Raw genomic sequence first — 18950 nt, 5'->3', positions numbered from 1 at the left:
GCAAGCCGTTGCAACCCAGATGATCGATGACGCCCGCGTTCGCGTGACGCGATTTGACTTTGCGCCTGATGCCGAAACGGGATGGCACCGTCACGCAATGGATTACGTCATCACGGCCATCACCGATTGCCATATGCGGCTGGAATTGCCCGACGGCTCTGTCAACGACGTGACGGTTCCTGCGGGAACCGCCTATCGCCGTGACGAGGGCGTCGAACACAATGTCATCAATGCCGGGGACATGCCAATGTCCTTTGTTGAAGTGGAACTGAAATGAAAATTACCCGAATCTCGGTCTATCATGTCGATCTGCCTCTTGAGCATCCGTATTGGCTGTCAGGTGGCCGGCTGAAGTTCGAAGTACTAGACGCAACATTGGTCAAGGTCGAAACGGATAGCGGCCTGACCGGCTGGGGCGAAGGTACGCCTTGGGGGCATACCTATGTGCCCGCGCATGGCCCGGGCATTCGCGCGGGGATCGAGACGATGGCGCCGTTCATTCTGGGCCTTGATCCGCGTCGGGTGTTGGAGGTCGAACGGGCGATGGATACCGCTCTGCCCGGCCATCTTTATGCCAAAAGCCCCATCGACATGGCCTGCTGGGACATTGCCGGGCAGGCCGCTGGTCTGCCGATTGCCGATCTGATGGGCGGTGGGTCACGAACACCGCGCCCGATTGCCTCTTCGGTCGGGGCCAAGACGGTGGATGAAACCCGCGAGGTCATGGAGCGCTATCGCAGCCGGGGCTATGTCGCCCATTCGGTGAAGATCGGTGGTGATGTGGAGCGCGACATTGCTCGTGTGCGCGATGTGGAAAGCATCCGGCGACCGGGTGAGATCGTCCTCTATGACGTCAACCGTGGCTGGACTCGGCAACAGGCTTTGCGGGTGATGAGCGCCTGCGAGGACTTGAACGTCACATTCGAACAACCCGGCGAGTCTCTGGACGATATCGCGGCCATTTCCGGCCGCCATGCCTCGCCTGTATCGGTCGATGAGAGCCTGGTGACCCTGCAGGACGCCGCGCGGATTGCCCGCGACGGGCTGGCCGAAGTGTTCGGGATCAAGCTGAACCGCGTCGGCGGTCTGACCAAGGCCGCCCGGATGCGGGATATCGCGCTGGCGCACGGTATCGACATGTTCGTGATGGCCACAGGCGGATCGGTTCTGGCCGATACCGAGGCACTGCATCTGGCGGCCACCATCCCGGATGAGAATTGCCACGCCGTCTGGGCCTGCCAGGATATGATCACCGTCGATATCGCTGGCGGTCGTGGTCCGCGCAACATCGACGGCCACTTGCATCTGCCGGAAACGCCGGGCCTTGGCGTACACCCGGACGAGGATGCGCTGGGCGATCCGGTTGGGATCTACCAATGAGGATCAACAAGATAACGCTCTGGTCCGTGGATCTGACCAGTCACGAAACTTATCACATGGCCGAAGGCAAAACCTGTGCCACAGTCAAAAGCCACATCCTGTGCCTTGATACCGATACCGGTCTGAAGGGCTGGGGTGAGGTCTGCCCGATTCCCCATTACCTGCCCGCCTACGCCGATGGCGTTCCGGCAGCCGTGGCCGAGATGGGGCCGGAAATCCTTGGCATGTCGCCCTTCGGCGTCGACGCACCGATGCGCAAGTTGGACGGGTTTTTGCTTGGGCACCGCTATGCCAAGTCCATGGTGGATATCGCCCTTTGGGACCTGTTCGGGCAGGCCTCGGGCCAACCGGTGTATGCGTTGCTGGGGGGGCGGACGCGCAAGGACATGCCGCTTTATCATTCGATCACCTGTATCGCGCCGGATGACATGGCGCGGATCGCCAAGACGGCGTATCAGACCGGCGTTCGTCAGTTTCAGGTCAAGCTGGGGGTCGAAGGCGATTGGCAGGTTGATGCGGAACGGCTGATCAAAGTGCGCGAGGCCGTGGGGCCGGGTCCTCTGGTTTACGGGGATTGGAATTGCGGTGCCTCGCGGCTGCAGGCGACGCGGACGGGCAGGGCGGTGGCACATCTGGATGTGATGCTGGAACAGCCCTGCAAAACGCTTGAGGACTGTGCCGCCGTACGGCAGGCCACCGGCTTGCCAATGAAGATCGACGAAAACGCGCATGATCTGGCCTCGCTGCTGCGGGCGCATGAACTGGGCTGCATGGATGCTGTCGCCTTGAAACTCTCGAAATTCGGTGGGCTGTCAGCCATGCGCCGCGCGCGGGATCTGACTGTGCATCTGGGGGCAGAGATATGTGCCGAATGCACCTGGGGGTCGGACATAGTTACAGCCGCATCGCTGCACTTTGCGGCCTCGACCCCGCATGGGTCGCTGATGAACACCTGCGACTTGTCCTCTTATGTGTCCCCGCGCGTCTGCCCGGATGCACCAAACCGTGACAACGGCCGGATTGCTCCGCCCGAAGGTCCGGGGTTAGGTGTTGTGCCAGACCCCGAAGTCCTTGGCCCGCCAATATTGGAGATCGTTTGACATGCTGAAAATCAACACCCAATCCGAATGGATTGCCCGCGCAAACGAAGTTCTGCCCGCCGGAGGGTTCGGCAATTTCGACCCGGGCATCATCATCGCCCGCGGCGAAGGCAGCAGAGTCTGGGATGAGGATGGCAATGAATTTATCGACTACCTGATCGGGTCCGGCCCGATGCTGCTCGGTCATGGCCACCCCGAGGTGATGGAAGCCGTGCTGGAACAACTGCCCAAAGGTATGACCTTCTTTGCCAACAACGCCAAGGGCATCGAACTGGCCGAGGCCATTGTCGACGCGGTGCCGTGCTGCGAACAGGTGCGGTTTGTCGCCTCGGGCGGTGAGGCGGACATGTACGCAATCCGATTGGCGCGGGCCTACACGGGGCGCAACAAGATTCTGAAATTCGAAGGCGGCTATCACGGGATGAGCGCCGAGGCACAGATGAGCCTTGCCCCAAGCCGTAACGTCAATTTCCCTCAGGCGGTTCCGGACAGCGCCGGCATCCCCGAAGGCGTGGCCGAGCAGATGCTGATCGCTCCGTTCAACGATCTGGAAGCCGTTGCCAATCTGCTGGACGAACACGACGACATTGCCGCGATCATGGTCGAGCCGTTGCAGCGTATCATCCCTCCGGCACCCGGATACCTTCAGGGGTTGCGGGATCTTTGCGACAAACACAATATCCTGCTCATTTTCGATGAAATCGTCACAGGATTCCGCCTCGCCTATGGTGGTGCGCAAGAGAAGTATGGCGTGACGCCGGACATCTGCACGTTAGGCAAAATTACAGGCGGCGGGTTTCCTTTGGCCGCGACGGGCGCAAGTGCCGAGATCATGAAGCATTTCGACAAGGCACAGGTTGGCGAGGAAGGCTGGCTGATGCAGCTGGGCACTTTGTCCGGCAATCCTGTGGCCTCGGTCGCCGGATTGAAGACAATGGAGATCCTGCAACGCGATGGTGTTTATGATCGCCTGCGCGGCATCGGATCGCAGTTGCAGCAGATGCAGGTGGACGCGCTGACCAAGGCAGGTATTCCACATCATATTTGCGGCGATGAGACCCTGTTCGACGTCTATTTCACGGACAGAGACTGTCGTGATTATCGCAGCGCCAAACATGACGATCCTCAGCGCAATGCTGTCTACAATAGTGCACTTCGCGCGAACGGGATCTTCAAGGCGCCGGGTAAACTCTATCCCTCGCTGGCCGTCACAGAATCCGATCTGGAACAAACGCGCATGGCCGTTGAAAAAGCGGTTCTGGCGATCAGCGAAGGATAAGATTGTCCGGGTGCAAAACTAGGCGGGCCGCCGTCAAAACTGACAGCGGCCCTAACTGATTGGATTTCAGGGCAGGTCTCGCCCCCTCGAATACCACTTACAAAAAAGAACGGACTAAAAAACCTTCGACATTTTCGAGACCTCCCGACTTCACAATCGGTATGACTACTTTATCGTTCAATCATGGCGCGACTTCAGTGAAGTAGTTCACTTTGAGTAAATTTTTTTCAATTTCTCCAGTCGAAGAAACCCGGACCGGCCTTTTGCAGCAGGGATTCTGCCATCGCGCGTCCCATTTCGGCACCATCAGCAACGGTGCCAGTGACGTCTTCGGAAATCGCCTCGGACCCGTCGGGGCGCAACACTTCGCCGCGCAGGCGCATTTGACCGCCCGATATCTCGGCCAACCCGGCGATCGGCGTTTCACAGGATCCGTCCAATGCTGCCAGCAAAGCTCGTTCGGCAGCCAACCGTTGACCCGTCTCAGCGTGGTGAATCGCCGCAAGCAGCCCGGCGGCGCGGGAATCGTCGCTGCGGCGCTCGATTCCGATTGTGCCCTGGGCAATGGCGGGCAGCATATCCTCGGGGGCGATGGCCGTTGCAGGGACGTCATCCATGTTCAGGCGCCGGATGCCAGCCATGGCCAGGAATGTGCAATCGGCCACACCGTCTGCCAGTTTCTTCAGGCGCGTTTGCACGTTGCCGCGGAACTCAACCACCTTCAGGTCAGGCCGCCGGTTCAGCAATTGCGCCCGGCGGCGCAGCGATGACGTTCCAACCACAGCGCCTTGCGCAAGGTCATGGATCGACTTCAGGCTGGGTGAGATGAAGGCATCGCGCACATCCTCGCGCGGCAGGAAGGTATCCAGAACCAGGCCTTCGGGCTGTTCGACCGGCATGTCCTTGGTGGAATGCACCGCGATGTCGATATCGCCGCGCAGCATCGCCTCTTCGATTTCCTTCGTGAACAGACCCTTGTTGCCGATCTCTTTCAGCGGTCGGTCCGCGTCGATCATGGCGCGGTTATCGCCGGTGGTCTTGATTACCACAATCTCGAACGCCTCTTCGGGCAGATCAAAGGCTTTGCCCAGCCGTTCACGGGTTTCATAAGCTTGCGCCAGCGCCAGCGGTGAACCACGAGTGCCGATCTTGAGCGGTGATGCGGGGGTGGGCAGGGTCAGTGTCATGTGCACAGCTTTAGTCGCGTCACATTGCCCTGACAATGGGGGCAGACCTTGACAAATTGCCGCCGAAGGCAGACCCGTTTGCCGCAAACCAGACGATTGGGGACAAAGATGGCCGAGACAAAGAAACTGCTGCGGGCGCTGGCGGGTGAAGTACAGGACGTGCCGCCGATCTGGATGATGCGTCAGGCCGGGCGGTATCTGCCGGAGTATCGGGCGACACGGGCGCAGGCCGGCGATTTCCTGTCGTTGTGCTACAACCCCGAGCTGGCCGCCGAGGTCACGTTGCAGCCGATCCGCCGTTATGGCTTTGACGCGGCAATCCTGTTCGCTGATATCCTGCTGGTGCCACAGGCGCTGGGCGCTGAACTGTGGTTTGTCACGGGGGAAGGCCCGCGCTTGTCCACGATCACGCAGCAGTCCGAATTTGACGCGCTGAAGCCGGTTGCGGATATTCACGAGACCCTGTCGCCCGTTTACGAAACCGTTCGAATCCTGTCGCGCGAATTGCCGTCTGAGACGACGCTGATCGGCTTCGCGGGTGCGCCTTGGACTGTGGCGACCTACATGATTGCCGGGCGCGGTACACCGGATCAGGGTCCGGCCCATGCGCTGCGCGAAGAGAACACAGCCCTGTTCGAAGCACTGCTGGACCGGATCACGCTGGCCACGATTGAATATCTCTCGGCTCAGATCGAGGCGGGTGCCGAAGTTGTCAAAATCTTTGACAGCTGGGCCGGGTCGCTGAAGGGCGAGGCGTTTCAGAAATACGCGGTCGAGCCTTGCCGTGTGATCACGCAAGCCATCAAGCAGCGCCATCCGGGCATCCCGGTGATCGGGTTCCCGCGCGAGGCGGGCGATGGCTATATCGGTTTTGCCAAGGACACCGGTGTGGACTGTGTCGCGCTGGACAACTCGGTATCGCCGGAATGGGCCGCCGAGCATGTTCAGGTGGATGGCTGTGTTCAGGGTAATCTGGCCTCGTCACATATGGTGACCGGCGGGCAGGCTCTGGTGGACGAGACACGCCGGATCGTTGAGGCGTTCTCGAAAGGGCCGCATATTTTCAATCTGGGTCACGGGATTACCCCGGATGCAGATCCGGAGAACGTCCAACTGATGATCGACACGGTGCGCGGGCGCTAAAGGGGAAGGGGGCCAGCCCCCTTCTTGGCCTGTGGCCAATTCATCCCCCGAGGTATTTTCAGCCAGGTGAAGAGGTGGGCGGTAGCTTTGCGTTGAGCTCGTTCAAAATGTCCTGCGTGTGCTCGCCGCGTTGGGGGCTGGGTTTCGGCTGCCATGCTTCGGTGGAAAAGCGGGGCGCGGCGGCGGCCTGAAATGTTCCGTCACTGTCAACCCATGTTTGGCGCGCAGCGTTCATTTGATGCGCCTGTGCCTCTTGCGGGCTCAGAACGGGCGCGACGCAAGCATCTGAGCCTTCGAACAAGGCGGCCCAGTGGTCGCGGGGTTTGGTTGCGAAAACCTCAGTCAGGCGGTGCGTAAGTTCGGGCCAGAGCGCCGGGACGTACTGTTTTTGGAAGTCGGGATCGTCTGACAGCCCTAATTTCTGCAGGAACTCGGCGTAGAATTTGGGCTCCAGACACTGAACTGTCACGAACCCTCCGTCTTCGCATTTGTAAGTCCGACTCCAGTGGGGACCATCCAATAGACTTTGTCCGCGCGCCTCAGACAGATTTCCGGTTTGGCGCATACTCATCAACAGATTCATCATATGGGCCGAGCCGTCATAGATAGCGGCATCGACGATCGTGCCTTGTCCGGTTCGCTGTGCGTTCAAAAGACCGGCCAGAATTCCCGCAACCAGATACATCGCCCCACCGCCTATATCCCCGACCAGTGTCGCCGGGGTCTGCGGCGGGTGGTCGGGGCCGGACGCATACCAGAGCGCCCCGGACAGCGAGATGTAGTTCAAATCATGTCCGGCTGTTTCAGAAAGCGGGCCATCCTGTCCCCATCCGGTCATGCGGCCATAGACAAGCCGCGGGTTGGTATCCTTGAGGGTATCCGGGCCAAGTCCCAGCTTTTCCATCACGCCGGGGCGAAACCCCTCGATTAGCGCATCAGCCGAGTTGATCAGGCGTTTGGCGATCTCCAGATCGGTCGCGTCTTTGAGGTTCAGGTCAATCGAACGCTTGCCGCGATCCAGAATTGACTGTTCCGGCATGCCCGGCACAGCGGGCTGACCCTTGCGGTGGATCGTAATGACATCCGCCCCAAGATCCGCCAATAGCATGGCTGCGAAAGGGCCGGGCCCCAATCCCTCGATTTCAATGATCCGAATTCCGTTGAGCATCGCGGTCCTCCTGCCGGCGCAGGGTCTCGGGGTTGTGGGCGAATGGCAAGGTCGGATTATGCCGCCTTGCCAGAATGACGCACGGTCATTAGCGTTCGACGCCGGATGGAGAGTGAGGCCCGGATGCGGTTGTGGATCCTTTTTGGCAGCGCCGTTGCGCTGGCTGTTTTGGCAGGTGTTTTGGCGCGACTGCACCCTCCGGACAGTTTGCTATTGGCGGCAGGACCGGCCGGTGGTGCTTATGAAACCGTGGCGCAGGACTATGCCGGGATTCTGGCGCGGGACGACATTCAGTTGGACATCCTCGAAACCGCCGGTTCGGTCGAGAATGCCGAACTGGTGAACGCGGGCGATGTCGACGCTGCTTTTCTGCAAGGTGGCATACGGGTAGACCCCGAGAAGGCTGAAGCCGTAGGTGCTGTGTTTTTCGAACCCATCATATTTTTGGTCAACGAAGGCGCTGCCATCCCTCGTAATCCGGCGCTTTGGTCAGGGTTGCGGATTAACAGCGGCGCGCCGGGATCCGGCACGGCAGCGGCGTTTCGGGATTTCGAAAGGGCCGTGGGTTTGACGGAGGCGGACAACGCGCATTTCTCGATCCCCTACGCAGACGCGGCGGAAGCTTTGTTGGCGGGAGAGTTGGATATCGCGGTCTATGTCGCCCCGATCAAAGCCCCCTACTTGAAGGCTGCTTATGATGAGCCGGGGTTGCGCGTGATGGCTCTGGACCATGTACAAGCAATCTCGCGCCGTCTGGAATATGCAACGGTCGTAACGGTTCCGGCCGGAGGTATGTCTCTGGATCCGGTCTTGCCGCCCCGACCGGTTGAGCTGATCGCCATCGAAGCCCGCTTGGTGGTGCGTCCGGATTTGCATCCTGCGCTGATCAATCGCCTGACGATGGTGGCGCTTGAACTGCACGGCGCGCGGGGCATCCTTTCTGATCCGGGGGCGTTTCCCAACATCGAAGGGGCGGGTATGACCATCAGCAACACCGCCCGTCAACTGATCCTCGATGGTCCGTCAACTTGGCACAATTGGCTACCCTACTGGATCGCGGCGCAGATAAACCGGGTTCTTTTGTTGCTGTTGCCGTTCTTCTTCATCGTCGTGCCTCTGATCCGGCTTGTGCCCTTGGCCTATGCCTACGCGATGCGCTGGCGGGTCTGGCAGCATTACCCCGAGATACGGGAAATCGAGCAGGAACTGGCCAACTACCCCGACAAAAATGAACTGCGCGAGATGCAATCGCACCTGAGCGCTTTGGATGAACGCCTGGCTTCTTTGCGGCTACCGGCGGCTTACAGGCAAGGGCAATACGATGCCCGGTTGCACGTTGAGCTGGTCCAAAAACGCATTGCCGAGATGCAGCAAAACGGCCAAGACTGAAACGGTGTTTCCCCACAAAAAAGCGCAGGCCAATGTGCGAAATTGACCTGTTATGTGTCGGTGTGCCGGGGTAATGTGCCTGCCAGAACAGGGAAAGTGCATGACAACCATTCTGTCCATCAGGGATTTGCGTAAATCCTACGCCGACGGATTCGAGGCGCTCAAAGGCGTGTCCTTGGATATCGAACAGGGCGAAATTCTGGCGTTGCTAGGTCCGAACGGGGCCGGCAAGACGACGTTGATATCGACGATTTGCGGTATAACCACGCCCACGTCAGGCTCAGTTACGGTTGGTGGATATGACATCCAGAACGATTTCCGCGCCGCACGCAAGATGATCGGGCTTGTGCCTCAGGAAATCGCGCTGGAGCCGTTTGAGAAGGTCTGGAACACGGTCCGGTTTTCGCGTGGGTTGTTCGGGTATGGCAGTGACAATGCGCGGATCGAAGAGATCCTGCGCAAACTGTCCCTGTGGGACAAGCGCAAGAACGCGATCAAGGAATTGTCCGGTGGCATGAAGCGTCGGGTGCTGATCGCCAAGGCGCTGGCGCATGAGCCGCGCGTGCTGTTTCTGGATGAGCCTACTGCCGGTGTGGACGTCGAACTGCGCAAGGATATGTGGGAGATCGTGGCCGAGCTGAAACAGGCCGGTGTCACCATCATCCTGACAACGCATTACATCGAAGAGGCCGAGGCCATCGCCGACCGGGTCGGTGTCATCGACAAAGGCGAACTGCTATTGGTGCAGGACAAGGACACGCTGATGGCCCAGATGGGCAAGAAGCAGATCGAGGTCATGCTGACCGAACCGATCTCAATCATTCCCGATTGTCTGGCCGCGCATAACCTGACACTGAACGGCAACGGCGATGCGCTGGTCTATACCTATGACACGCACGCGGATCGCACCGGTATCACCACATTGCTGAACGATGTGGCGCAGGCCGGGCTGGTGTTGCGCGACGTGCAAACCCGCCAGTCGAGCCTGGAAGAGATTTTCGTGAACCTTGTGTCCGGAGAGCCCGCATGAACTGGTCCGCCATAGCCGCCATTTACCGGTTCGAAATGGCCCGGTTCTTCCGTACGCTCGCCCAGAGCTTTCTGTCACCAGTTCTTTCGACGTCACTGTACTTCGTGGTCTTCGGCACCGCCATCGGCAGCCGCATTCAAGAGGTCGAAGGCGTATCTTACGGGGCATTCATCGTGCCGGGGCTGATCATGTTGTCCGTGGTGATGCTGGCAATCTCCAACGCTTCGTTCGGGATTTATTTCCCCAAATTTCTGGGCACGATCTACGAGTTACTGTCCGCCCCGGTGAACTTTATCGAGATCGTGATCGGCTATGTCGGCGCCGCCGCAACAAAGTCGTTGTTTGTCGGGCTAGTGATTTTGGTCACGGCCACGTTTTTCGTGGATATACGCATCGAGCACCCCTTTGCGATGGCGGCCTTCCTGATCCTGTCCTGCCTCAGCTTCTCGTTGCTGGGCTTTATCATCGGCATCTGGGCCAGCAATTTTGAACAGATGTCCCTTGTGCCTCAGCTGGTGGTGACGCCGCTGATCTTTCTGGGCGGAACATTCTACTCAATTTCGATGCTGCCGCCGCTCTGGCAAACGATCACCCTGTTCAACCCGGTCGTTTACCTGATTTCCGGGTTCCGTTGGTCGTTTTTTGGGCTAGCGGATGTTCCGATTGGCTTTAGCCTGCTGGCGATTTTGGCCTTTACCGGAATCTGTCTGGCGGTGATCGGCTGGATTTTCAAAACCGGCTGGCGCATCCGCAGCTAAGGTCTGGGCCGGGCAGAGGCGTTGCATTTTTGCCCGCGAAGTGTGGGAATTTAGTTCACGTCGCGTATTAGGGCGGAACAGTCCCTTGTTTAGGACTGAGCCGCACTCTACATCGGCACCCATGAAACTCAGCCTGCCGTTTGTCAAAAAACAGCCCGTCGTGGCCGTGGTCCGTTTGTCGGGCGCCATCGGAATGGCGGGGCGCGGGTCGTTGAACGACACCGCGCTGGCCCCTGTTCTGGAAAAGGCGTTTCGCAAAGGTAAGCCTGCGGCCGTGGCGCTTGAGATCAATTCGCCCGGCGGTTCGCCGGTCCAAAGCTCTCTGATCGGAGCCCGCATCCGGCGGCTGTCGGAAGAGCTTGAGGTTCCCGTCATTGCCTTTGTCGAGGATGTTGCGGCATCCGGCGGTTATTGGTTGGCCGCCGCTGCCGACGAAATCTGGGCCGATGACAGCTCGGTTCTTGGTTCGATCGGGGTCATTTCCGCCGGATTTGGTGCGCACATATTCCTGGCGCGGCAAGGCATCGAACGGCGCGTCCATACGGCGGGCAAATCGAAATCGATGCTTGATCCGTTCGCTCCGGAAAAAGAAGAGGACGTCGCGCGGCTGCAGGGCCTTTTGGGCGATATCCACGAGAATTTCATTACCCATGTCAAAGCCCGCCGCGGCGATAAGCTGGACCAAAGCGCGGACCTGTTCACGGGCGAGGTTTGGCTGGCTAGACGTGCGCAGGAACTGGGGCTGATTGAAGGCGTCGCGCATCTGAAACCGAAGTTGCAAGAGCGGTTTGGCGACAAGGTGAAATTCCGCCGCTACGGCTTGCGTAAACCGATCTGGTCTCGGTTCGGGGCGTCTCTGGCCCAGGACGCCATCGGCGGGATTGAGGAGCGCGCTGCCTTCGCGCGTTTCGGTTTGTGACGTGATTATCAAGATTGTCACCCTGTTTCTGATTGCCATGGGTGTCCTGGCAATGTTCGGCAAGCTGCGCTTTCCGGGGCAGAAAAGGTTGCAATCTGCCAGATGTCCGCGGTGTGGGCGGTTCAGGATCGGTAAAGGCCCCTGTGCCTGCGAAAAAGGAGGCCGTACATGACGGCATGGCTGTTATCCGGCCTTGGATTGCTGATCCTGCTGCTGGCGGGTGATGCACTGGTACGCGGCGCCGTGAACCTGAGCCTGCGCCTGGGGGTTCCGGCCCTGATCGTCAGTCTCACGATTGTGGCTTTCGGCACCTCAGCCCCCGAGCTTTTGATTGCGATCAGCGCGATCAAAGAAAATGCGCCCGGGATTGCTTTGGGTAACGTGGTTGGCTCGAACACGGCCAATATCCTGCTGGTTCTGGGCTTGCCGGCGTTGCTGGCCACGCTGCACACAAGCGAATGTGACAGCCGTAAGAACTATGTTTTCATGCTGCTGGCCACGGTGTTGTTCATCGGGCTGGCATTTTGCGGCGTGTTTAATCTGACCAGCGGAGCCATCTTGCTGGCGGCATTGTCCTTGGTCCTTTGGAACGCATTTCGCGAGGCGCGTACCCATCGCAAAGCATGTGGCCAAGCCTGCGCGGACGATGAGGAACTTGAAGAGCTGGAAGGCCTGGAAGAGGCCGATCCAAACATGCCGTATTGGAAGTTGTCGATCTATCTGGTTCTTGGCCTGATTGGCCTGCCCATGGGTGCGCATCTTCTGGTCGACAACGCGACGATCATTGCACGCACCTACGGTGTCAGCGAAACAGTGATCGGCCTGACGCTGGTCGCGGTCGGAACATCCTTACCGGAACTGGCCACGACCGTGATGGCGGCACTGCGCCGGCAGGCCGATGTTGCCTTGGGGAATGTGATCGGCTCGAACATGTTCAACCTGCTGGCAATTGTCGGTATCGCCACGTGGTTCGGTCGTATCCCAGTCGACCCGGAATTCCTGCAATTCGATCTTTGGGTCATGCTGGGCGCATCGCTGTTGCTGATCCCTTTCGTGTTTATGAAAAAGGATATCACGCGTGTCTGGGGCTTTGTGTTGACGCTGTTGTACGCCGTCTACATCGTCTCCCTGCTGGCGTGATCTGACATAGGAGGCAATCCATGAGCCAAGCCTTGGTGACCGGTGCCGGAATTCGTCTTGGTCGGGCAATGGCCCTGTATCTGGCCGGGCGGGGGTATGACGTCGCCGTGCACTATGCGACATCCGAGCAACCCGCTTTGGACACTGTGGCCGAGGTTCAGGCTCTTGGGCGGAAGGCGGTCGCATTGCAGGCCGATTTGTTGGACGAGACGCAGGTCGAAGCTTTGCTTCCCCGCGCGGCAGACGCGCTGGGAGGGCCGATCACCTGTCTGGTGAATAACGCGTCGATCTTTGAATACGACAATATCCACTCGGCCACGCGGCAAAGCTGGGACAGGCATCTCGACAGCAATTTGCGCGCGCCCTTTGTGCTAACGCAGGCCATGGCCGCGCAGGGGCTTGAGCCTGATACCGACGATGCGGGTGAGCCCATTGCCGTTGGCCTTATCGTGAACATGGTCGATATGCGGGTCCGCAAGCTGTCGCCTGAATTCATGACCTATACAATCGCAAAGATGGGGCTGTGGGCTTTGACCCGCACATCGGCGCAGGCACTGACCCCTGCGATACGAGTCAATGCAATCGGGCCGGGTCCGACGATGCAAGGCCACCGGCAGAGCGAGGACCACTTCAAGGCACAGCGGGCCAACACGGTATTGGAACGTGGGGCGAATCCGTCGGATATCACTGCCGCCTTGGGTTATTTTCTGGACGCACATGCCGTGACAGGTCAGCTTTTGTGCGTGGATGGTGGCCAGCATCTGGGTTGGAAAACGCCTGACGTTGTGGGCCTTGAATAGGTAAAATCGCTGCAAGTTTTGCACCGTTCTCATTTCCGTTACTTGCGTGTTACAAAATTGTCTTTTTTTTCATACACTTGTCTTGTGAATGAAATTATTTTCAATAAAAACAATAGGTTGCATATCTGCCCATTTTTTGTGCAAATCAACGTTTTCTTAATGAATTAAGGGGAATTCGCCAAGTTGAGAAACTTATCTTCACAGTTATCCACAGAAACCGTGGATTTGTTTTCTCTTGATTTGAAGCCCGCAAGATTGCAGCCACGGCCAGAGAATCATATTTCTGACATATGAAGACCGACAGCGAATCCAAACCCGATTCTCAACCGACCGGCTACGCCTGTATTCAGCGCTATTTGAAGACGCTGGACAGTTCGCCCGGGGTGTACCGGATGTTGGATGCGGACAGCCGGGTGCTGTATGTGGGCAAGGCACGGAACCTTAAAGCGCGAGTGTCGAACTACGCGCGTCCGGGGCATTCAGGCCGGATCGAACGAATGATCGCCGCAACCTCGTCGATGATGTTCCTGACAACAAGGACCGAGACCGAAGCGCTGCTGCTGGAACAGAACCTGATCAAGCAGCTCAAGCCAAAATACAATGTGCTGCTGCGCGACGACAAAAGTTTTCCGAACATTCTTGTCGCCAAGGGTCACGCCTTTCCGCAGATCAAAAAGCATCGCGGGGCAAAAAAGGAAAAGGGGGCCTATTTTGGTCCCTTCGCCAGCGCCGGCGCAGTGAACCGGACACTGAACCAGCTGCAAAAAGCGTTCCTGCTGCGCAACTGCTCGGATTCCATGTTCGACAGTCGCACGCGGCCGTGCCTGCTGTATCAAATCAAACGGTGTTCGGGGCCTTGCGTCGGGCTGATTTCGGAAGCGGACTACCGCGAGAGCGTCAAGGATGCGGAACGGTTCCTGTCGGGTCGCTCGACAAAAGTGCAGGAAGAACTGGCCGAACAGATGATGGCCGCTTCTGAGGCAATGGAGTTCGAGCGCGCCGCTGGTCTGCGCGACCGTATCCGGGCGCTGACGCAGGTGCAGACGTCTCAGGGCATTAACCCGCGCGGTGTGGCCGAGGCAGACGTGATCGGCCTCTACATGGACAGTGGGCAGGCCTGTGTTCAGGTGTTTTTCATCCGGGCGAACCAGAACTGGGGCAACAAGGATTTCTATCCGCGTGTGGGGCCGGATGTTTCCCCGGCCGAGGTGATGGAGGCGTTCATTGGCCAGTTCTACGACAACAAGGAACCGCCGCGGCAGTTGATCCTGTCGGACGCCATCGAAAACGCCGACCTGATGCAAGAGGCGCTGAGCGAAAAGGCGGGGCGCAAGGTCGAAATCCTTGTGCCTCAGCGCGGTGAGAAACAGGAACTGATCGCAGGCGCCTTGCGTAATGCGCGGGAATCCCTGGCGCGGCGGATGTCGGAAAGCGCAACGCAGGCCAAACTGCTGCGCGGCGTGGCCGAGGCGTTTGATCTGGACAGCCCTCCAAATCGGATCGAGGTTTACGACAACTCCCATATTCAGGGAACGAATGCTGTCGGCGGCATGATCGTGGCAGGCCCAGAAGGGTTCATGAAAAATGCCTATCGCAAGTTCAACATCCGGGGCGATGACCTGACCCCCGGAGATGACTTTGGCATGATGAAGGAGGTGCTGACCCGCCGGTTCACCCGTTTGCAAAAAGAGGACCCCGACCGCGACAAAGGCCACTGGCCCGACCTTCTGTTGATCGACGGCGGCGCGGGGCAAGTCAGTGCCGTGCATGAGATCATGGTCGAATATGGGGTCGAAGACATACCTATGGTTGGCGTTGCCAAGGGCGTCGATCGCGATCACGGCAAGGAAGAGTTTCACCGCACCGGCCAACCCCCTTTTGCCCTCAAGCGTAACGATCCGGTGTTGTACTTCATTCAGCGGCTGAGGGATGAGGCGCACCGGTTTGCCATTGGCACGCACCGTGCGAAACGGGCAAAGGCCGTCGGCGCGACGCCGCTGGACGAAATCCCCGGCGTGGGTGCGGCGCGCAAACGCGCGTTGCTGACGCATTTCGGCAGCGCCAAGGCTGTTAGCCGCGCCAATCTGGCGGATCTAAAAGCGGTTGAGGGGATCTCAGCCGGTCTTGCGCAGAAGGTCTACGATTTCTTCCACGACAAGGGCTAGGTCTGGCGACCACGCCACAGGATGTACAGCCCCGAGGCTACGATCAGCGCACTACCGATCCACATGGTCTGGTCCAGATCTTCGCCGAAGAAGATCACACCCAGGGCGACGCCGAACAGCAGGCGGGAATAGCGGAACGGCGTGACGGCCGCGACTTCACCGGTCCGCATGGCCTTCATCAATGACGCGTATGCGATTGCGCCAAGGCACACGGCTCCGGCCACATGGAGGCTTGTATGCAAGGACACAGGCGCGATCGGGGCCTGTTCCCAAAAGCTGTAAGCGAACCCGGCAATGACCACGCAGACGAAGCCGTAAAAACCAAGCACTTCAGTTCCAAGGCTGGCCGGGGCTGCCCTGCTGGCCAGATCGCGACCGGCGAACCCTAACATCCCAAGCACCGCCAGCAAGGAAAGGACCGTGAAACTGTCTCCGGTTGGTTGGATGATAATCACAACGCCGACCAGGCCGACAAAAATTGCGCTCCATCTCCGCCATCCGACTGTCTCGCCAAACAAAAGTGCGGCGCAGGCGACGACCACAAGCGGGGTGGCCTGCAATATGACGGTTGCTGAGGAGAGGGGGGTTAACGTGATGGCCAGCACGTAGAATAGCCGTCCGAGAATTTCAAACACAGCGCGGATCTTCATCGCTGGCGACAGCACGTCGGGCTGCAAAAGACGTGTACCGCGCGCCACGGCAACACAGGCAAAGATCACCGCTCCGCCAGCTCCGAACAGAACCAGGATTTGCCAGATGGGCAAGGCGACCGCGGCAGCCTTCAGCAACGCGTCTTCCAACGCAAAACATGCCATGGCACCAATCATCCAGGCGCTGCCGATCAGGTTTGACCGCGAGTCGGTTTGTATTTGGGTAGTCATTCTGGTCGCGCACCCTTGGCCTGATTTGCCTCGCAATCTGACGACAATCTGGCCCAAGGCCAATAACAAATGCCGCCCGTTGCTGCGGCGCTTTGACCAAGCCTCTGTGATCGGAGCAGTTTTTTTCCGCGCTGCCTTTTCTGTCCCGGACCGGCAATGTAGGGTCCGCTGCATGAAGTGGAACCTGCCAAATATCCTGACCGTCCTGCGCTTGCTGGCTGCACCCGGTCTGGCCGTAATGTTTCTGTATTTCACCAGGCCCTATGCGGATTGGTTTGCGCTGATCCTGTTCCTGTCGGCCGCAATAACCGACTGGTTCGACGGATACCTGGCGCGCGCGTGGAAACAGGAAACCAAGATGGGTGCCATGCTGGACCCGATTGCTGATAAGGCGATGGTCGTGATCGCGCTGATGATCCTTGTGGGTTATTCGACCGAACACTGGACGCCGTGGCTGGTGTTGCCCGCGACGGTCATTCTGTTCCGCGAGGTTTTCGTCTCGGGCCTACGCGAATATCTGGGCGATACGGCCGGGACGCTGAAGGTAACCAAACTGGCTAAGTGGAAAACGACGGCGCAAATGGTGGCGATTGCCATTCTGTTTTCACAGGGAATATTCGAGCACTATTTCGTGATGGCCACGTTCGGTATGGATGCCGCTACTATGGATTTGGTTTTGACGGGACAGCTGGAAGACCTGAATCACATGCGCTGGCACCTTGAGGGTATGTTCTGGGCTGGACGGATCGGTCTGTGGTTGCTGTGGATTGCGGCGGCGCTGACATTGATCACCGGCTATGACTACTTACGTAAAGCCATGCCCCATCTGAAGGAGAGTTAAGGGATGGACGTGCTGTATTTTGCATGGGTGCGCGAACGGATCGGCCTGCCGAAAGAGCGGATCGAGACAGAGGCCGCAACCGTGTCCGATCTGGTGGCTGAGCTGAGCGCACGCGAAGACCGTTATGCCGCGGCCTTCGCTGACCTGTCTGCGCTGCGTGTCGCATTGGATCAGGAACTGTCGGATTTCGACGCATCGCTGACAGGCGTGCGCGAAGTGGCCTTTTTCCCGCCGATGACCGGCGGCTGAGACCATGCGCATCGCGGTTCAGGAAGAAGAGTTTGATCTGGGCGCTGAGGCGAATGCCTTTGCGGCGGGCGATGACGCCAACGGTGCCATCGTGACCTTCACTGGCGTGGTACGTGATCTTGCGTCCGGCGATCTGGATGTGATGGAGATCGAACACTATCCCGGTATGACTGAACGCGCCCTGACCAAAATCGCGGAGGAGGCGCAGCAGCGCTGGTCACTGGGCGACGTACTGGTGATCCACCGGCACGGGCGTCTTGCTCCGGGCGACCGGATCATGATGGTGGCCACGGCCGCACGGCATCGCAAGGACGCTTTCGAGGCAGCCGAATATCTGATGGATTATCTGAAATCCCGCGCCCCGTTCTGGAAAAAGGAAATCACGTCTTCCGGCGCGGAATGGGTTGATGCCAAGGATGAAGACGAAGATGCACTGACCCGGTGGTAAGTGCGTTGCCCGGCACCGGGTCAACAGGTGCCGGGGCTGTTCAAAGCAGGTTAAGCGCTCTGCTCGGCGTTGCACTGCCGCGCTGCTTCGATGGCCTTTTTGGTGCCATCAAGGCTAACGGTGAACGCAAACTCTTTTTCCGGAAACACGGTCATTTCGTATTTGTTCATGACGTCGTCCACAAACTGAGCGTTGTTCGCGAGGATGTAACCTCCGGTATACCCTTCGGCGAGGTGCTTGGTCTTCTTATGGGCTTCAGCTTCGTAAACATTGCCATCGAGCGAAAGGAAGATCTTTTCCTTCTTACCCTTCAGGCCAATGTCGTTCTTCGTGAATACGCCGAGGTAACCCATCTCGTGGTCCTTGGTCAGGCCCATCTGAACGACGTTCTGGTTTTCGTCCATACGCTCGATCAGGCAGGACCCGCGGGTGTCATCCACAAAGATGGTCCAGCCGGATTCTTCGCCCCAGTTGGTGAAGGTGTCATTCTCTGAGGGGATCACGTCACTTGACGCCCAAGCGGTGGCAGCGGCGAAGATGCTTAGAGTTGCAGCAGCAGTTAATGATGACTTGAAATTCATAGTACACTCCAATTTTCAGGATAGTGGACAGTGATGTGCGCAGGCAAAACGCACCAATTCATAGTATTGAATTTGTTTCTGAAATTGAAGGCGATCGCCCTTGATCGGCCGAATTGTGCCGACGACTTAGTCCGTCCAAGCTGACCTATGACCGCCCAAGGCGGTTGGGATCAATCTGCGTTGTTAATGCGGCCGCGCAGTTCTTCGGCCTCTTGCCGTGCGGCGCGCAGGCCATCCATTGCTGCAGCCAGTTCCGCCTCGGTCTGGGTCAGTTGGTTGGTCAGCTCTGCCTCGCGCTGCTGCAGATAAGTGATCGCCTGATCGCGGGTTTCCTCAGCCTCGTGCAGCTCCTGGCTCATGCGGTCCAGATCGGCCACGTCGCTCTGGCGAACGCGGGACAGACGATGTGCCAGCCAGTTGGCAAACCATCCCATGCAGAAAGCGGCAAACAGGATGATGGCGGTGGCGATGATAAATTCGATTCTGTTCAAC

At 58.7% G+C, this 18950-nt stretch carries 20 protein-coding genes; 15 read left to right on the top strand and 5 right to left on the bottom strand.

All coding sequences use genetic code 11. The features are described 5' to 3' along the window. The first annotated feature begins 19 nt into the window (after positions 1-19). The 4 genes from MHN28_RS11595 to MHN28_RS11580 are packed head-to-tail and all read left to right on the top strand — an operon-like array spanning position 20 to position 3759. The gene (locus MHN28_RS11595; protein ID WP_239339275.1) at positions 20-277 is read left to right on the top strand and encodes a cupin domain-containing protein; all 258 of its coding nucleotides are present in this window, start codon (positions 20-22) and stop codon (positions 275-277) included. Continuing rightward, positions 274-1380 carry a mandelate racemase/muconate lactonizing enzyme family protein gene (locus MHN28_RS11590; RefSeq protein ID WP_239339224.1) on the top strand — a complete coding sequence of 369 codons (1107 nt, stop codon included), beginning with the start codon at positions 274-276 and terminating at the stop codon, positions 1378-1380. The genes MHN28_RS11595 and MHN28_RS11590 overlap by 4 nt, the downstream gene beginning before the upstream one ends. Continuing rightward, positions 1377-2480 (top strand): mandelate racemase/muconate lactonizing enzyme family protein, encoded by a 1104-nt coding sequence (locus MHN28_RS11585; protein ID WP_239339222.1) that lies wholly within the window; start codon positions 1377-1379, stop codon positions 2478-2480. The genes MHN28_RS11590 and MHN28_RS11585 overlap by 4 nt, the downstream gene beginning before the upstream one ends. A 1-nt stretch (position 2481) precedes the next feature. Then, positions 2482-3759, top strand: coding sequence for an aspartate aminotransferase family protein (locus tag MHN28_RS11580; RefSeq protein ID WP_239339220.1), 1278 nt, complete (start codon positions 2482-2484; stop codon positions 3757-3759). Between the two features lie 227 nt (positions 3760-3986). On the opposite strand, the gene hemC is transcribed toward MHN28_RS11580, so the two are convergent. Beyond that, positions 3987-4946, bottom strand: a complete 960-nt coding sequence (gene hemC / locus MHN28_RS11575; protein WP_239339218.1) for a hydroxymethylbilane synthase — start codon at positions 4944-4946, stop codon at positions 3987-3989. Positions 4947-5054: 108 nt separating this feature from the next. Between hemC and hemE the strand changes: the two genes are divergently transcribed. Next, positions 5055-6089 carry a uroporphyrinogen decarboxylase gene (gene hemE, locus MHN28_RS11570; protein WP_239339216.1) on the top strand — a complete coding sequence of 345 codons (1035 nt, stop codon included), beginning with the start codon at positions 5055-5057 and terminating at the stop codon, positions 6087-6089. Positions 6090-6147: 58 nt separating this feature from the next. Here the strand turns inward: hemE and MHN28_RS11565 are convergent, their stop codons facing one another. Then, entirely contained in the window at positions 6148-7257 is a 1110-nt protein-coding gene (locus MHN28_RS11565) for a CaiB/BaiF CoA-transferase family protein (RefSeq protein ID WP_239339213.1), read from the bottom strand. A 123-nt stretch (positions 7258-7380) separates the two neighbouring features. Here MHN28_RS11565 and MHN28_RS11560 point away from each other — a divergent pair, with 123 nt between their 5' ends. From MHN28_RS11560 to uvrC, 7 genes are all read left to right on the top strand, one after another. Then, positions 7381-8646, top strand: coding sequence for a TAXI family TRAP transporter solute-binding subunit (locus tag MHN28_RS11560; protein ID WP_239339210.1), 1266 nt, complete (start codon positions 7381-7383; stop codon positions 8644-8646). 100 nt (positions 8647-8746) lie between these two features. Then, positions 8747-9676, top strand: coding sequence for an ABC transporter ATP-binding protein (locus MHN28_RS11555; protein ID WP_239339207.1), 930 nt, complete (start codon positions 8747-8749; stop codon positions 9674-9676). Then, a complete protein-coding gene (locus MHN28_RS11550; RefSeq protein WP_239339204.1) occupies positions 9673-10434 on the top strand; it encodes an ABC transporter permease in 762 nt (253 codons plus the stop codon). The genes MHN28_RS11555 and MHN28_RS11550 overlap by 4 nt, the downstream gene beginning before the upstream one ends. A 121-nt stretch (positions 10435-10555) precedes the next feature. Further along, positions 10556-11353 carry a S49 family peptidase gene (locus MHN28_RS11545; RefSeq protein ID WP_239339201.1) on the top strand — a complete coding sequence of 266 codons (798 nt, stop codon included), beginning with the start codon at positions 10556-10558 and terminating at the stop codon, positions 11351-11353. A gap of 168 nt (positions 11354-11521) precedes the next feature. Then, on the top strand, positions 11522-12493 hold the full coding sequence (locus MHN28_RS11540; protein WP_239339199.1) for a calcium/sodium antiporter: 972 nt from the start codon (positions 11522-11524) through the stop codon (positions 12491-12493). A 20-nt stretch (positions 12494-12513) separates the two neighbouring features. Then, positions 12514-13293, top strand: coding sequence for an SDR family oxidoreductase (locus tag MHN28_RS11535; RefSeq protein ID WP_239339197.1), 780 nt, complete (start codon positions 12514-12516; stop codon positions 13291-13293). A 290-nt stretch (positions 13294-13583) separates the two neighbouring features. Next, a complete protein-coding gene (gene uvrC / locus MHN28_RS11530) occupies positions 13584-15458 on the top strand; it encodes an excinuclease ABC subunit UvrC (RefSeq protein ID WP_239339195.1) in 1875 nt (624 codons plus the stop codon). On the opposite strand, the gene MHN28_RS11525 is transcribed toward uvrC, so the two are convergent. Beyond that, complete coding sequence (locus tag MHN28_RS11525) at positions 15455-16339, bottom strand: DMT family transporter (RefSeq protein WP_239339193.1); 885 nt, start codon at positions 16337-16339, stop codon at positions 15455-15457. The genes uvrC and MHN28_RS11525 overlap by 4 nt on opposite strands. A 172-nt stretch (positions 16340-16511) precedes the next feature. On the opposite strand from MHN28_RS11525, the gene pgsA reads away from it, so the two are divergent. Genes pgsA through MHN28_RS11510 form a run of 3 tightly spaced genes read left to right on the top strand, consistent with a single transcriptional unit; the run spans position 16512 to position 17877 of the window. Then, positions 16512-17180 carry a CDP-diacylglycerol--glycerol-3-phosphate 3-phosphatidyltransferase gene (gene pgsA, locus MHN28_RS11520; protein WP_239339191.1) on the top strand — a complete coding sequence of 223 codons (669 nt, stop codon included), beginning with the start codon at positions 16512-16514 and terminating at the stop codon, positions 17178-17180. Positions 17181-17183: 3 nt separating this feature from the next. Then, positions 17184-17429: a molybdopterin converting factor subunit 1 gene (moaD, locus tag MHN28_RS11515; RefSeq protein WP_109312976.1), complete on the top strand. Its 246-nt coding sequence runs from the start codon at positions 17184-17186 to the stop codon at positions 17427-17429. Between the two features lie 4 nt (positions 17430-17433). Beyond that, positions 17434-17877: a molybdenum cofactor biosynthesis protein MoaE gene (locus tag MHN28_RS11510; RefSeq protein ID WP_239339189.1), complete on the top strand. Its 444-nt coding sequence runs from the start codon at positions 17434-17436 to the stop codon at positions 17875-17877. 50 nt (positions 17878-17927) lie between these two features. Here MHN28_RS11510 and MHN28_RS11505 read toward each other — a convergent pair whose 3' ends face one another. Together MHN28_RS11505 and MHN28_RS11500 are read right to left on the bottom strand one after the other, a co-directional pair. Further along, a complete protein-coding gene (locus MHN28_RS11505) occupies positions 17928-18458 on the bottom strand; it encodes a hypothetical protein (protein ID WP_239339187.1) in 531 nt (176 codons plus the stop codon). Positions 18459-18628: 170 nt separating this feature from the next. Next, positions 18629-18949 carry a hypothetical protein gene (locus MHN28_RS11500; RefSeq protein ID WP_170446384.1) on the bottom strand — a complete coding sequence of 107 codons (321 nt, stop codon included), beginning with the start codon at positions 18947-18949 and terminating at the stop codon, positions 18629-18631. Between the last annotated feature and the right edge of the window lies 1 nt (position 18950).

It is taken from the genome of Ruegeria sp. Ofav3-42 (assembly GCF_022347725.1).
Classification (GTDB): domain Bacteria; phylum Pseudomonadota; class Alphaproteobacteria; order Rhodobacterales; family Rhodobacteraceae; genus Ruegeria.
This window is presented reverse-complemented; position numbering and strand designations above follow the sequence as displayed.